Annotated in this window: 12 protein-coding genes and 1 pseudogene; 8 read left to right on the forward strand and 5 right to left on the reverse strand. The window is 44.6% G+C overall.

Annotated features, from left to right (window positions below):
* Positions 1 to 144 precede the first annotated feature (144 nt).
* The gene (locus tag QUA77_RS20050; protein ID WP_333452048.1) at positions 145 to 1,023 is read left to right on the forward strand and encodes a sugar ABC transporter permease; all 879 of its coding nucleotides are present in this window, start codon (positions 145 to 147) and stop codon (positions 1,021 to 1,023) included.
* A 148-nt stretch (positions 1,024 to 1,171) separates the two neighbouring features.
* Here QUA77_RS20050 and QUA77_RS20055 read toward each other — a convergent pair whose 3' ends face one another.
* Positions 1,172 to 1,873, reverse strand: a complete 702-nt coding sequence (locus tag QUA77_RS20055; RefSeq protein WP_333035610.1) for a DUF4079 domain-containing protein — start codon at positions 1,871 to 1,873, stop codon at positions 1,172 to 1,174.
* Between the two features lie 497 nt (positions 1,874 to 2,370).
* Here QUA77_RS20055 and QUA77_RS20060 point away from each other — a divergent pair.
* Positions 2,371 to 2,484: pseudogene (locus tag QUA77_RS20060) on the forward strand (winged helix-turn-helix domain-containing protein); the annotation flags it as partial.
* A gap of 93 nt (positions 2,485 to 2,577) precedes the next feature.
* Here QUA77_RS20060 and QUA77_RS20065 read toward each other — a convergent pair.
* Both QUA77_RS20065 and QUA77_RS20070 read right to left on the reverse strand, forming a co-directional pair.
* Entirely contained in the window at positions 2,578 to 3,000 is a 423-nt protein-coding gene (locus QUA77_RS20065) for a DUF6335 family protein (protein WP_333035609.1), read from the reverse strand.
* A 238-nt stretch (positions 3,001 to 3,238) separates the two neighbouring features.
* Entirely contained in the window at positions 3,239 to 3,445 is a 207-nt protein-coding gene (locus QUA77_RS20070) for a hypothetical protein (protein WP_333035607.1), read from the reverse strand.
* 165 nt (positions 3,446 to 3,610) lie between these two features.
* On the opposite strand from QUA77_RS20070, the gene QUA77_RS20075 reads away from it, so the two are divergent.
* The gene (locus QUA77_RS20075; protein WP_333035606.1) at positions 3,611 to 4,024 is read left to right on the forward strand and encodes a peptide chain release factor 1; all 414 of its coding nucleotides are present in this window, start codon (positions 3,611 to 3,613) and stop codon (positions 4,022 to 4,024) included.
* A 231-nt stretch (positions 4,025 to 4,255) separates the two neighbouring features.
* Here the strand turns inward: QUA77_RS20075 and QUA77_RS20080 are convergent, their stop codons facing one another.
* Positions 4,256 to 5,767 carry an FAD-dependent oxidoreductase gene (locus QUA77_RS20080; RefSeq protein WP_333452051.1) on the reverse strand — a complete coding sequence of 504 codons (1,512 nt, stop codon included), beginning with the start codon at positions 5,765 to 5,767 and terminating at the stop codon, positions 4,256 to 4,258.
* Between the two features lie 101 nt (positions 5,768 to 5,868).
* Between QUA77_RS20080 and QUA77_RS20085 the strand changes: the two genes are divergently transcribed.
* From QUA77_RS20085 to QUA77_RS20100, 4 genes are all read left to right on the forward strand, one after another.
* Positions 5,869 to 6,717: an ABC transporter permease gene (locus tag QUA77_RS20085; RefSeq protein WP_333452052.1), complete on the forward strand. Its 849-nt coding sequence runs from the start codon at positions 5,869 to 5,871 to the stop codon at positions 6,715 to 6,717.
* An 85-nt stretch (positions 6,718 to 6,802) separates the two neighbouring features.
* On the forward strand, positions 6,803 to 7,660 hold the full coding sequence (locus QUA77_RS20090) for an ABC transporter permease (protein WP_333452054.1): 858 nt from the start codon (positions 6,803 to 6,805) through the stop codon (positions 7,658 to 7,660).
* A gap of 51 nt (positions 7,661 to 7,711) precedes the next feature.
* Positions 7,712 to 8,773 (forward strand): spermidine/putrescine ABC transporter substrate-binding protein, encoded by a 1,062-nt coding sequence (locus QUA77_RS20095; protein ID WP_333452055.1) that lies wholly within the window; start codon positions 7,712 to 7,714, stop codon positions 8,771 to 8,773.
* Positions 8,774 to 8,995: 222 nt separating this feature from the next.
* Complete coding sequence (locus tag QUA77_RS20100) at positions 8,996 to 10,084, forward strand: ABC transporter ATP-binding protein (RefSeq protein ID WP_333452057.1); 1,089 nt, start codon at positions 8,996 to 8,998, stop codon at positions 10,082 to 10,084.
* A 274-nt stretch (positions 10,085 to 10,358) separates the two neighbouring features.
* Here the strand turns inward: QUA77_RS20100 and QUA77_RS20105 are convergent, their stop codons facing one another.
* Positions 10,359 to 12,446, reverse strand: a complete 2,088-nt coding sequence (locus QUA77_RS20105; RefSeq protein ID WP_333452059.1) for a thioredoxin domain-containing protein — start codon at positions 12,444 to 12,446, stop codon at positions 10,359 to 10,361.
* A gap of 127 nt (positions 12,447 to 12,573) precedes the next feature.
* On the opposite strand from QUA77_RS20105, the gene QUA77_RS20110 reads away from it, so the two are divergent.
* Complete coding sequence (locus QUA77_RS20110) at positions 12,574 to 14,148, forward strand: outer membrane protein assembly factor BamB family protein (RefSeq protein ID WP_333452061.1); 1,575 nt, start codon at positions 12,574 to 12,576, stop codon at positions 14,146 to 14,148.
* Positions 14,149 to 14,250 lie beyond the last annotated feature (102 nt).

Consider the following 14,250-nt stretch of genomic DNA (forward strand, 5'->3'; position numbering starts at 1 on the left):
ATAACTGGTTCCCAGGCTAAGCCTGGGAATTAATGTCCAGAGGCTCTGCCTCGCTTGTTAGTAGGAAAATGGGAGGCAGAGCCTCCGGATATGCGTTACCAAGCAGAGCCTGTTAACGAGTAAAATTACCAATTACCAATTACTATGTCTGTGACTTTTTCCCGACGCTATTTGACCCCTTATTTGTTTTTGCTTCCGGCTTTATTTATTTTGAGTTTGACTGTTTTATGGCCGGCGGTGCAAGCTTTTTATTTGAGTTTTACTAATTACGAATATGATTTAACTCAAATGCCGCAGTGGGTGGGGTTGAAGAATTTTTACAGGTTGTGGGGCGATCGCACATTCTGGCAAACTTTGACGAATACGCTGCTGTATCTCGCTTGCGTTGTCCCTGTATTGGTTGTTCTACCGTTGGGAATGGCGATTTTGTGCAACCAAAAACTTAAGGGGATGAACTGGTTTCGAGCAGCATACTACACGCCGGCGGTGATTTCAATGGTTGTCGCCGGGATTGCTTGGAAGTGGCTGTTTGCTGAGACTGGACTGCTGAATCAGTTGGGGGAATTGTTGGGTTTACCTCCTGTTTCTTGGCTGGCTAATCCGAAGTTAGCAATCTTTAGCGTCATGGCGGTTACTATCTGGAAAGGATTGGGCTATTACATGGTGATTTATTTGGCAGGGCTGCAAGCTATTCCGGCAGAACTTTATGAGGCTGCTGCTATTGATGGTTCTGATGGTTTGGCAAAGCACTGGGATATTACTGTGCCGCTGATGAAGCCTTATTTAGTTTTAGTTGCGGTAATTTCTGCGATTTCTGCTACTAAGGTTTTTGAAGAAGTTTATATTATGACTCAGGGCGGGCCTCGCAATAGTTCTAAGACTGTGGTTTATTATCTTTACGAACGGGCTTTTAAGGATTTGGAAATTGGCTATGCTTGTACGATCGGCCTGGTTTTGTTTTTGCTAATTTTGGGTTTGTCGATTTTGCAAGTTAGCCTTCAGGGTTTGACTGGCAATGATTAAGATTTATGACTGATTAAAACTCACGCACTCCGGGCATCATAAACTCGGTTTCTCGTTCTCACTCCTGTTGCTCCCAGGACTTCCTTACATTCAGAAACCGGGTTTATTGGTCTAATTTTAGACGGGAATCTCGAAGTAATGCGATCGCTCACGGCTTGGGGCAGGTCTTATTGGCGAAATCACAGCTATAAATATAGGGTTTCTGCCAGTTCAGAGGAATTTCTAATAAATCCCTGGTTCCGGTCATTCCCTGTCCCAGAAAGAGCAGCACGGCGATCGAGTTCAAGATCACATGGATAGTGCGCCAGCGATTTGAGCGGTCTTTGTAAATGTCTTCAATGATGGCAAGGGAGAAAACCATAATTAGCGCAGCGACGATGCCAATGTAGTAGTGAGACCAATACCATTCATTGGTTCGCCGATAAACCCCATCTTGAGTGCCAAGAATTACCAAACCCGTACCTGTTAGGGTCGCAAATATGCCGCGCCATAAAGCGGGTGTCGCTCGATATAGCATGACCAAAGAGCCGACAGTTGCCACAAACATCAGGACAATGAAAATTACCTGAAAGGAGTTTTTACTCCAAACATCCTTGCTCAAAATATGCTCAAAAATCGGGTAGGCTAGACCCAACAACGTCACTCCTACCACAGAACCTGACAGAATTCGACCTGCTTTGACGTGTTCTGGACCGACTACAGGTGGAATTTTGCTCTTGGTGTCGATCGCAATTTGCTTCCGACGCTGCATGGTTTGCCACCCCATATTGAGAACAATACCAAGCATAGGAAAAACAATCGCTACAGCTAAAATAGGATGCAGCAAAGCCAGAAAATCTTTAAATTCCATAGATCACCTTTTTGTTGAAGAGGGTTGGCTTCATCAACCCGGTTTTTGCGATACATAATATCATACCCGGCGATCTAAGCACAGTAAGTTTGCAGTCAGGACTAATAGTTATTATTCACTGGCATAGAGAGGATTGAAGTCCTGACTACAAACACGCTTTATGAAGGGTAACTCACCAGAAATGTTGATAAATCAGAAGCTAGGATATAGCAGTTGTCAATTGCGTGAGGTACAGCTTTCTCAATTACAATTACCTTGTTCTCAGATAAATAAAAACTGCTGGCGGTAATGTCAGTGCCAGTTAGCCACTAATTATCTGCATCACTTTGAGCTTAGCTGAACAGTTCTTGGTTATTCACAATAGTAGGCTAATTTTTGTTCGCTAAAGCAATGTGACCAGGGATATCGCCCATCCACTGTGCTTGTACTTTCTTGTCGTAGTTGAGATAAAGCTTCCGATTAACGATTTTCTAGGCGTCACAAGGGTTGGCTTGTGCCACCTTATTGAAGTGTATATTCGTGCGTTACGGATTAAATTAGAAGCAAGTAACTCAAAATGCCTGCTGCATACTGTTCGGGGAGTTGGATATGTGCTGCGAGAGCAAAAGTGATGAGGGGCGGATTTACAAATACTTGGCAGATGAAGTATGGATACTGGTGAACCCGCTCCTATTATACTACCTATTTTTGGGTTAAAAATATACCTAAAAATCAGGTCGTTCCTGATAATCTTCCGCAGAACTAGGGTCTAATTCCCAGCGACTTTCATCTCGATGTTCAAGCATATTTGTTGTGTTCAAAATAGCGCCATCGGCCATCTCTATGCCCGCAGCGGCTCCGAGTTCGTCAACCATATCCATGTCGGGAGTAGGCGCAGTTCCGCCCACGGATTGCTCGCCAGTGGCACTTTCTTGTTCCGCAGCCGGATCGCCATCTTCGCCGCCGATTTGGGAACTGGTGGAAGAGTATTCCGAACTGCTGTCCTGCAGGGTAGTTATGTCGTCTTGGCTCAATCCCGGTTGATCGATGACGCCGGTACCGTAAGATTCGCTAATTTCTTGAGGCAATTCGCCCAAATTATCGCGTTCTGTTGTTTTTTTTGTGTTGCCTTTCTTTTGCTTGGCCACGATACTTGCTCCTGTTTGTTTTTGAACTCAATTAAATTAAAAATGTCCGAATTTGGCTTTAACTGAATTGTTTTTAGTAATTGCCTATGGCTATAATTAAGTGGTATTGTAATTACTATTTAAGCCTTTAGCTTCTATCCCAGGAAATATATTGATTCTGAGCAGCTATTTCATTGGGAATACAAAAAGCGATCGCCCTTTTGCAACGGGCGATCGCTTTTTAATGGGGAGGGTAATTCTATTCAGGAAAATCAGGAATTATCCATTTGGGGGGTTCCGTCCGTTTCCTTCTCACCGCTTCCTCTGCTATTTCTAGCATTTTATCCAGAGAAGTATTTTCAATAAAGTTGGACGTTGCTTGTGCGTATTCCCGCTTCGGGCACTTGTCGCCCAGAACGCAGCCATTGACGCAAGCTACAGCACAATCGACAGTGTTCTCCACCATAACTTTTTTCCTTTCACGGTTCCAACAACTAATAGGCAGGTACTCTGGGGGAATTTGTCAAGAGACTGCTCTATATCTTTATTTTACTTCACAAATTGTCATCAAAGGTCGATCGCCAGGGCAAAACTGTTATAAAATCAAAGCAACCTACCTAATCTGCCGATCGTGAGTAATTTTCTGCGGCGCTTAAAGCTTTTACCTTGGCGAGAAATGCTGCAAATTGCCGCCCTCGTCAACTGCATCGTGCTTGGATTGGAGTTATTTTTAGCCTGGGGTTTCACGCAATCGCGACCAATCCGCAACGTCGTGACGCTTCTTTACGGCCCCTCCCTCGGGACATTGATACCTTTCGCTGCTGCCGTGGGAATGGGAGCTTTAGCAGTGTACTTTTTAGAGTATTGGCAACAACAATTTTTGCTCAACCGAATTAGTTTGTGGGTTTTAGTTTTCTGCGTGCTCTTGGGTTTGGTGTTAAAGTCATTTCTACCCATCCCTCCTTTATTAGCAAGTTTATCGGAAGCTGCACTAATCGGAGTTACTGTGGGAGTTTTTTGGAAGGGCCGGCCTTATTGGCGATAGTCATGCCATTTTAGATTTTAGATTTTAGATTGGCTATGACTGATGAAGATTCCGGTTTCGAGCCTGTCTACAGTTGCATTTTTTTGTGAAAATAGTATCATTAGTCATTGGTCATTGGTTATTAGTCTATATGTAGGGTGCGCCGGGCCGCGCACCTTACCGCTTCAAGCAAGAAATTCCTTATTCCTTCTTCCTTCCCTCCGTTAAATCCGTTGCCGAACTTCCTTCTTCTTATGGCAGCCAAAAATCTGGAATGAATGTTTTAGTCAAACTGCGAGTAAACTGATTAATCTTTCTCCCGATTTTAATGTGCGGTTCGTCAGCTTCCACGGGAATAATTGCCGCTTTGTTGCCGATTCTGAAACGCGAAATTACCAAATTTGCCGCTTCTAAACCAGTAACATAAGCTTTTTCCTGCGACCAAGAACCGTGGCGGGTCACAACCCAATCGCCACTCATGAATACATTATCATAACTTGTTACCGCAGGCAACAAATATTGATAGCTGCCAGGGGCAAAATGCGTCACCGCCCGCGACAGCCGAATCGCACTGCTGTCAATTACTTTGGCCTCCCGAAAAGCGGGAATGCAAATCGCTAAATCCCGCTGAACTAAGGAAACTATTTCCTCATCTTTTAGGGGAATTAATTGGTTTGCGTGATAAAAGTCAGCTTCGACAACTGTTCCCGGCTCGTCTCGAAATTCGTCGTGCAAAGCATTCAAATCAAAAAATGTCCAACCTGTAGTCGAACTAAATCCAAAACAGGCATTAGAAGGCAGGGGAATGTCAATTTTTCTGTCAAACCACAGGCGAACAGCTAACACGTCAACGGCACCCAAATTCATCGCGTCCCGAAACTCTTGGCGACTTTGCAAAGCTGGGCTGCTGCTGATAATTTTTTGCATTCCCGTGATGCCAACTGCAAAAACAACTGCATCTGCATCGAAGGTTTCTTCGCCGCAAACAACACCTGTGGCTCTGTTGTTGCTGTCAACAATTAAATCAGTAACTCGCCGCTGAGTCAATACTTTTGCGCCGATTTTTTCAAGGCGATCAACCCAGGGACGAAAGATTTTTTCTCCGACTGTTCCGCGACACCAAACTACATCAAAATCTGGTTGGTGTGCTAATATGAAATAATAGAGCATTCCCAAAGCGGCGGCAGCAGAACACTGTTCTCCTGGTGCAAATAAACCTACTAATAACATCGGTTCAAAAGCATCGCGGTACAGCCTTGCAGAAACACCAAACTGTTTGAATAGTTCGCGGGCTGTGACGCGATCGTACCTGCGCCAAGCTTCGTCGGAATTGTCGAAATCTAGGACGGCGTAGAGTAAGGGTAAGGCTGAAAGCCGATCGACTAATGGCAGCCTTTTAAATCTGGTGTAAAGAAAGGTTCCTAACGGTGTGGGAAGGCGCGGTTCGTCCTGAAAAATCGGCGATTCTACTTCCAATCCGGCGGGTGAATACTGACAAGAACGAGTCCAAGGCGTGAAGGGATCGAGTCCTAATTCCTTGACTAAGGAAAAGATATTTTTGTAGGGATACCAGAAGCCATGAATACCTGCTTCTACGGAACGGCCGCCGGCGGTTTTCCACCCCGCAACTAACCCACCCGGATAAGGGCCTGCTTCTAGCAGGGTGACATCATAGCCTTGCTGGGCTAGGTGATAGGTAGCGCCTAAACCGGCCCATCCTGCACCGACGATGACTATTTTTGGGGTTGACGATTCTGCTGACATTGCGTACCTCTTGATAATTTATTAATGATGACATAATTCATAAAATCCGGATTTGATATAAAATGTGTTGGATTATGTGCTAAATTTCGCTTGAGTGAATAATGAGTGTCAAAAACCGCCAGCAAACTAACCTGTTGCTGCTATTATTTCCCGCTACGGCATGGCTGATGGTTTTCTTCATTTTGCCCGTGCTAATTGTACTGTTGTACAGTTTTTTAGAACGCGGTACTTACGGGGGCGTTACTTGGATATTTACTCTCAGCAACTACCAGCGTTTGTTCAGCGGGCTTTTCTTAGGAGTAATTGGGCGATCGCTCTGGCTGGCTTTTCTAACAACAGCCACTTGCTTGTTAGTTGGCTATCCCCTAGCATTCTTCATCGCCACCCGTTCTCCCCGCTGGCGAAATGCTTTGCTTTTGCTGGTAATTATTCCATTTTGGACTAATTTTTTAGTGAGAACCTACGCCTGGATCATACTCCTACGTAGCGAAGGAGTAGTTAACACAGCCTTGCAAAGCTTGCAAATTATTAGCGAACCGTTAAACTTGCTTTTTACGCCTTTCGCTGTGGTGATCGGTCTTATTTACGGCTATTTACCTTTCATGGTTCTCCCTTTATATTCTAGCATAGAACGCTTCAATTTTTCATTGGTAGAAGCCGCTCACGATTTAGGGGCAAATGATATTCGCACTTTCTGGCGCGTATTTTTGCCATTAACAACTCGCGGTATTGTTGCAGGCTCTATTTTAGTTTTTGTTCCCGCCGTCGGCGCTTTTATCACACCGGATATATTGGGGGGTTCTAAAACAGTTATGGTGGGAAATTTGATTCAAAATCAGTTTATGAAAGCCCGCGACTGGCCTTTTGGGTCGGCGCTTTCTATGCTGTTGACTGTAATCATATTGATTCCGGTTTTAATTTACTTCCGCGTGTCTGATGAAACTCAATAAGGTAAGGTATAGACAAATCGTTGCAGCCTGCGTTTAGGTTAAGAGGCGCTAATGACTAATGACTACTGACTAATGCTACTGACTAATGACTAAAACAAAACTAGATTTACTCGTGCGGGCGATCGGCAAAAAGTGGCTTTGGGTACAAGCTGCACTAGCATTTGCCTTTCTTTACTTGCCAATTCTCATCTTAATTATTTACTCCTTTAACGCCTCCAGATTCAATGCTGTTTGGCGCGGCTTTACTCTCGATTGGTACCGCAGTTTGTTTAGCAATGCAGGCGCGACGATTGCTACGAGTAGCAGTGCCGGAATCTGGACAGCACTCAACAACAGCTTGCTAATTGCAGCTATTTCTACTGTGTTAGCAACCGTTTTTGGTACAATGCTCGCGCTAGCACTGGAACGCTTTCATTTTCCGGGGCGCAAAGCAGTCGAAGCTTTACTGTTTTTGCCGATTATTATGCCCGAAATTACGATCGGCATTTCGCTGCTAGTTTTCTTTACCCTAGTATTTCGGATCGTAGAAAATCTCACCGGAATTCGCCTCAATCTCGGCTTACCTACTGTAATTATCGGTCACATTGTCTTTAATATTTCCTTTGTGACTATTACTGTCAGGGCGCGTTTGGCAGAACTCGATCCTCAATTAGAACAAGCAGCCTTTGACTTAGGCGCTAACGAATGGCGGGCTTTTTGGCGCATTACTCTCCCTCTCATTTGGCCCGCTATTTTTAGCGCGGCACTGCTGGCTTTTACTCTGTCGCTGGACGATTTTGTCGTGACATTTTTTACCACTGGCGTCGGTTCCATGACGCTACCATTATTTGTTTACGGCATGATAAAATTCTCAGTGACGCCAGCGATTAATGCTATTTCAACTTTGATGTTGTTGGCTTCCTTGTTGCTGGTTGTATCATCGTTAAAAGTTCAGAAAAGTTAAAAGAATTGCTTTCTGTGTCATAATTATTTTTGTCTGCAACTAACAAAACCTATGAAACGCCTCCTGACTTTCCTACTTTTGTTCGTGATGAGTGCAACGGTGGCTTTCGGCTGTAGCCCCACAGGTGGCAACCAACAGCAAGTGCTCAGCATTTACAATTATGCAAGTTATATCGCCCCAGAAGCGATCGCCCAATTCGAGAAAGAGAACAATGTTAAAATTCAATATGACACTTTCGAGAACAGCGACGCACTCTATGCCAAACTCAAACAGGGCAACCCCGGTTACGACTTAATATTTCCCGCAGATTACATGGTGAAAATCATGATCGCAGAAAATATAATTGAGCCGCTGAACTTAAACAATATTCCCAACCAAAAGAACCTAGAACCTAAGTTTATAAATCAAGCTTTTGACCCGGGAAATAAATATTCCCTTCCCTACCAGTGGGGAACGATGGGAATTGGCTACAACGTGAAAACAATCCAGGGAGAAATTAACAGTTGGGGGGTGATGTTCGACCCAAAATATACCGGAAAAGTTGCGTGGCAAGACGATGCCAGATACACATTAGCAGGAGTTTTAATGTATTTAGGATTTGACCCAAATACAACAAATCCCGAAGAGATTAACAAAGCCCGCGATTTGCTGATTAAAAGTAAAAATATCATTGCAGCTTTTGTCCCCGACACCGGGCAAAATATGCTAGATCAAGGAGAAGTAAATTTGGCAATGGAATGGAGCGGTGATATTTTCCAAGTGATGACAGAAAATCCTAATCTCCGTTACGCTATTCCCAAAGAAGGAACAATCATTTTTTCTGACAACATGGCCATTCCCAAAGGTGCGCCCCAGAAAGAGTTAGCGGAGAAATTTATTAATTTTATTTTGCAGCCCCAAGTCGGCGCCCAAATTTCCAATTTTACCCACTTCGGCTCGCCGAACAAAGCAGCAATCGATCAAGGTTTAATCGACCCGAAAGATTTGAAAAATCCTCAAATTTACCCGCCGGCTGAGGTGTTTGGTAAAATGAAATTATTGCAGGATGTCGGGAAAGCAACCGCATTGTACGATCGAGCTTGGACGGAAGTTAAAGCAGGGGCAGGAAAGTAGATATAAAACAGGTTTCTGCCCGGGCTGGTTCACTTAAATTTTTAGTTTGCATTGAAGTTGCACCATCGTCAAGAACGGGCTCTCCGGTCCGTTCCACAAAACTTAATTTTCTTGTGGAACGAGCCGGAGAGCCCGTTCCTAAACAAGTAATTGAGAATGGTGCAAGATATCAGTTTAACGGGACTCGAACTCAGATTTTTATTACTCACACATACTAACACAATGCACTCTGTCGAGGTTTTAGAAGTTTCCAAAATATTTAAAAGTATCCGCAGTAAAGATTTCTTAGCTGTAGATAACATCAACCTGAAAATTTACGATCGAGAATTCTTTTCTTTACTCGGCCCTTCTGGCTGCGGCAAAACTACAACTTTGCGAATGATCGCCGGTTTTGAAATTCCCACAGCCGGGGAAATTTACATTCACGGCCAACCGATGCAAAATCGCCCGCCATTTCACCGCCCAGTAAATACGGTATTTCAAAACTATGCTTTATTTCCGCACATGACAGTAGCCCAAAATGTCGCTTTTGGGTTGGAAATGGAGAATATGCCTCAGACAACAATTCGCGATCGCGTTGCTGAAGCCTTAGAATTAGTACAGTTAACCGAGGTAGGAAAACGCTATCCCCGCCAACTGTCAGGGGGACAGCAGCAGCGAGTAGCATTAGCAAGAGCATTAGTCAAACAGCCGTCTGTTTTGCTATTGGATGAACCCCTAGGAGCGCTGGATTTAAAATTGCGTAAAGAGATGCAATTAGAATTAAAAAAAATGCAGCGAAAATTGGGAATTACGTTTATTTATGTAACTCACGATCAGGAAGAAGCGCTAACGATGTCGGACAGAATTGCAGTGATGGATGGAGGAAAACTGCAACAAGTCGGCACGCCTGTTGATATTTATGAATATCCTAAAACGCGGTTTGTTGCTGATTTTATTGGCGACAGCAATTTTTTAAGTGGTCGAGTAGTAGAAAAGCAAAACAATCAAATAATAGTCTTGGTTGACCAGCAGTTGCCCGTGTTAGTGGCGACAGCAGAAGATATGCCCGCTGGGAAAGTTGTTACCCTGGTGCTGCGGCCGGAAAAAGCTGCTATTTATCCGGCTAATTATGACGCTGAAAATAGCTGGCCGGGAATAGTAGAAGAGGCTATTTATATTGGCACTGACACGCGCTATACGGTGCGGTTGACTGCTAAAAGTTCGATCGCCCTTCGCCGACAAAACTTGCACAGAGATGACTTGCAGCGACACCAAGTCGGCGATAGCGTTCGAGTCGCAGTGCCGCCGGAAAGTATCTACATTGTTTGACACTCAAGCGGGCTGAAGCTACTGAGATTATGCAGACAGAGTAAGATTAGGTACTGTCCGAAGTCTAACTATCGCTACGGTCGTCAAGCACCCTCTAACCAGTAAGGTTAAGTCCAAGCTACATGACAGTGGAAGACTTAGTTGAGATTTTGGAAGATTGAGGGGCAGACTGAAGATGCGATTCCTTCCCGGTAGAAGATAATCTACTTCTTACTTCTGCTTCCTCCTTCTTCCTTCGCGTCTTCGCGGTTCAATAATATAGACAGTATTGGTGCTAAACTCGCGTTTGACTTTGCAAAATTTCCTCCAACAGTCGCTCTTGACTTTTCGCAGGTTCCTTGCAAGTCAAACACTCGCAAACTAACCCGATAACACCTTCAGGCAAATCAGCCTCAATCTGACAGACAGCAGTCGGATAATACTGCGAAATTAACTCAGAAATTTGGTTTGGAGTCGTGCGAATCAGGGTAGAATGCTGATACCAGTCGATCGCCGAAAGTAGACTCGGACAAGCTTGCGGAGCATCTTGCACAATACTGCTGAAAGCTTGCAAACCTTGCTCCGCGCGATCGAGATATTCTAAATTCGGGACCAACAGTGCGAGACGAACCAAAGAGGCGATCGCAATTCCATTCGCCGCCGGAGTTGCATTGTCTATATAGCTGCGTTCCCGCACCAACAAATCTCCGCTAGCATCCTTAGCAGTATTGTAATATCCTCCCAATTCCACGCTCCACAAAAACTCATCAAACTCTTCTTGCACCTGCACAGCTTTCTCCAACCAAAACTGAGAATTCGGCAACTGTTTTCCCTCTTCCCCGTTGCTTAAAGTCAAACTCGCTTGGTGCAAATCCAACAAAGCTTTCACAAACAAAGCATAATCTTCCGACTGCGCGGTTACAGCAGATTGTCCATCATAATTCAACCGCTGAAACCGCCCATCCGTCCACTGATTGTCTAAAATAAAATTAGCAGTTGTCACAGCTAATTCCAGATATTCCCCATTTCCAAAAACCGCTGCAGCGCGGGCTAAACCCGAAATCATTAAGCTATTCCAAGCAGCAATCATTTTCGTGTCAGTAACGGCGGGAATTCTACCCGGCCAACTGTCGTTTTTAGCTTCTTGATTGTTGCGGGCTGGCGGAAAGGTTTTTACAGTATCGGGATTGCCACCGTAGCGAACAGCAAAGAGTTTAGCCAAAGCCGATTCTACCGTGTCGCTCAGTTTTCCTGGATGGCGGCGCTGCAATACATTTTGACCTTCAAAATTGCCGCTGCGACTAACAGTAAACTGTGCTTTAATTTCTGTTAATTCCTCAGCAGTTAACAGTTGTTCCAGTTCCGCATAAGTCCAGACATAAAATGCTCCTTCTTCCGGTTCAAGTTCTTCAGAAGTGTTAAAGCTGTCAGCATCCTGTGCGGCATAAAAATAGCCTGTTGGCGCGGTCATTTCTCGCTTCAACCATTCTACTGTCCCCGCGATCGCAGTTTCAAAAGCGGGTTCTTGTATTCCCGCGCTCCACAAATTTGCTAAATACTCAACAATTTGACCGTTGTCATAGAGCATTTTTTCAAAGTGTGGCACAGTCCAAGTCGCATCAACCGTATAGCGGTGAAATCCGCCTCCTACGTGGTCATAAATGCCGCCCAATGCTAAGTCTAATCCGCGCTGAGTGCAGACTTGTTTGCTGTCGTGTTTTGATTCAAAATTAAATCGCGTTCCCCGCAGAGCTAGCTCAGCATAAGGTATCATCGGAAAACTGGGGCTGGGGTTGTGGCCGGCAACAATTCCGGTGTTGAGTTCTAAGCCTTTTTGAAAGAGTTCGCGATTTAATTCGGCGGTTACTCCTGACAGCGCTGCTGACTGTTGGAGGTTGCCTAAAATCTCTGCTTTGAAGGCTTCTACTTTGCCTTTTTCTGTGTCGTAAAAGCGGCTAATTGCTTGCAAAACTTCTAAAAATCCCGGCCGTCCATAGCGCGGTTCTACAGGGAAATAAGTGCCTCCGTAGAAGGGAACTCGCTCGTCTGGAGTGAGAAAAACGTTGAGCGGCCAACCGCCTTGACCGGTCATCATTTGCAAGGTTTGCATATAAATGCTGTCGATATCCGGGCGTTCTTCACGATCGACTTTTATCGGTATAAAATGCGAATTCATGTATTCGGCGATCGCGCCATCGGAAAATGCTTCTCCTTCCATCACCGTACACCAGTGGCAGCTAGAGTAGCCAATTGACAGGAAAATCGGTTTATTTTCGCTTCGGGCTGTTTCTAGGGCTTCGTCGCACCAAGGCCACCAGTCGATCGGATTTTCGGCGTGTTTCCGCAGGTAAAGGCTTTGGGATTGAGCAAGACGGTTGACCATAATCAAATCCACTTTAACTCGTGCTGAGTAAGCTTGTCAGTTCTATAGCAGTTTAGCGCGAGATGTTTTAGTTGAGTTGTTGCTGATAATTATGTTTTAATATTAAGGCTGATTATCTCGATTTAATATGAGCTTATCATCTCGGAGAACCTTCAATCAACAGCTAGGGCAATTTTTGCTGAGTGCTGCTGTTCCTCCTGCTGTTATCAAACTGATCCAAACTGAATCCTCGGAACCCGCTTTATTAGAAACTAATCTTAACAATTTTCTGGCTAAAGCAGACCCTGAAATAGAATTATTAGTTCCGACATTTTTAGGGAACGACAAGCGTCGGTTCTACGGCAGAGGTGTTCCGAAAAGTTTGAAGTTAATCGACAAATTTCAACTCGGCAGTGGCAGGACTTTTCTGGGAAAGCGGTCTGTAGTTTGGAGCGGTGCCGGTTGGACTGGACAGCCGACAATTACCAGAGACGGGGGAAAAACTTATTTAATTATAGGTGCTTATGACCACAACTTGCGAAAAATAGATATTGCTACCAATAAAGAAGTTTGGCGCTATAAATTTGATGATATAATCAAAGGCTCCTCAACGATTTATATCGATGAAAAAGCTAGCGCCGAAAACAGAATTGTGATTTTGCAAGGCAGCCGCAGTGGCGGGGGTGGCAAAAGAGTCGTGCCGAGTTTTAGGGCAATATCTTTTAGAACTGGCAAAGAACTTTGGAAATTGGACATCAGGAAAACGCCCAGCTACAGCCGCGATCATGACAGCAGCGCTTTGGACATCGGCGGTGGCGTTTTGTTCAATGCGGGGGAAAATGCGATCGGCTATTTTCTCGATAGTTCCACAAGCAATGCAAAAATCAAACAAGGCATCAAGCAGCCAAATATCTTGTCGGAAGTACAGCTTTATGCAGCAGCAGATATCAGCAAGCACCGCGGCAACTTGGTAGCGGAATCATCGCCATCAAGGCTCAAAGATAGAATTTTTATAGCTGCTGGTTCCGGTCATATTTACGGTATTAGCATTGAAACTAAAAAGATAGTCTGGGATTTCTATACAGGTTCTGATTTGGACGGAAGTGCTGTAATTTCTAAATCAGGTAAACTGTTCTGTGCCATTGAAAAACAATACATTCAGGGCAACGGCGGAGTGCTGAAGCTGAATCCAAATAAAGAACCGAATGCCAGTGTTGAATGGTTTTTGCCGACTGGAAATCGCCGAGTTTCTAGCTGGGAAGGCGGGATAATTGGCTCGGTGGCGTTGAATGACGAGTACAATTCAGGGGAGTTTCCGACGCTGTTTGCCACAAATGCACTCGACGGCAATTTGTACATCGGTTCCCAAGATATGATTACAGGTAAAAAAACTTCTGTGCCTTGGCGAAACCAGTATTACGATACTCCGGTAATAGTATTTAAAAAAGCGATTGGTTCTTCAATTTCGACTCCGATTTTTACCGATGGCAATAAACTGATCAGTGCGGGATACAACGGTGTTTATTTGTTCAATTTGAATTGGGAACGAGCGAAGTCGGGGGATCAGAATGCTTTGAAAAATGCTAAAGGGGAGTTTTACCGTTTGAAAGTAATAGAATCGGGGAGATTTAAGCCGGGTTTGTCATTTGAGGCGACGCCTGTAGTTTGGGACGGAATTGTGAGGATTTGCGCGAGGGATGGCTGGATGTATACTTTGGGGTGAACTACCTACAGTCTTGGCGACTGTCGGAAGTGCGATCACATCCTCATTTTCTAGATGTTGAAATCCGCCAATCCCACTACCTGCAGCTTAACTGCGCTTATC

The sequence above is a fragment of the Microcoleus sp. K5-D4 genome (assembly GCF_036704575.1).
GTDB lineage: Bacteria > Cyanobacteriota > Cyanobacteriia > Cyanobacteriales > Microcoleaceae > Microcoleus.

What these genes read in the sequence shown, in the direction of transcription:
- QUA77_RS20050 (WP_333452048.1), top strand. Translation starts at nt 145, where the DNA reads ATGTCTGTGACTTTTTCCCGACGCTATTTGACCCCTTATTTGTTTTTG.
- QUA77_RS20055 (WP_333035610.1), bottom strand. Translation starts at nt 1,873, where the DNA reads ATGGAATTTAAAGATTTTCTGGCTTTGCTGCATCCTATTTTAGCTGTA.
- QUA77_RS20070 (WP_333035607.1), bottom strand. Translation starts at nt 3,445, where the DNA reads ATGGTGGAGAACACTGTCGATTGTGCTGTAGCTTGCGTCAATGGCTGC.
- QUA77_RS20080 (WP_333452051.1), bottom strand. Translation starts at nt 5,767, where the DNA reads ATGTCAGCAGAATCGTCAACCCCAAAAATAGTCATCGTCGGTGCAGGA.
- QUA77_RS20085 (WP_333452052.1), top strand. Translation starts at nt 5,869, where the DNA reads ATGAGTGTCAAAAACCGCCAGCAAACTAACCTGTTGCTGCTATTATTT.
- QUA77_RS20090 (WP_333452054.1), top strand. Translation starts at nt 6,803, where the DNA reads ATGACTAAAACAAAACTAGATTTACTCGTGCGGGCGATCGGCAAAAAG.
- QUA77_RS20095 (WP_333452055.1), top strand. Translation starts at nt 7,712, where the DNA reads ATGAAACGCCTCCTGACTTTCCTACTTTTGTTCGTGATGAGTGCAACG.
- QUA77_RS20100 (WP_333452057.1), top strand. Translation starts at nt 8,996, where the DNA reads ATGCACTCTGTCGAGGTTTTAGAAGTTTCCAAAATATTTAAAAGTATC.
- QUA77_RS20105 (WP_333452059.1), bottom strand. Translation starts at nt 12,446, where the DNA reads ATGGTCAACCGTCTTGCTCAATCCCAAAGCCTTTACCTGCGGAAACAC.
- QUA77_RS20110 (WP_333452061.1), top strand. Translation starts at nt 12,574, where the DNA reads ATGAGCTTATCATCTCGGAGAACCTTCAATCAACAGCTAGGGCAATTT.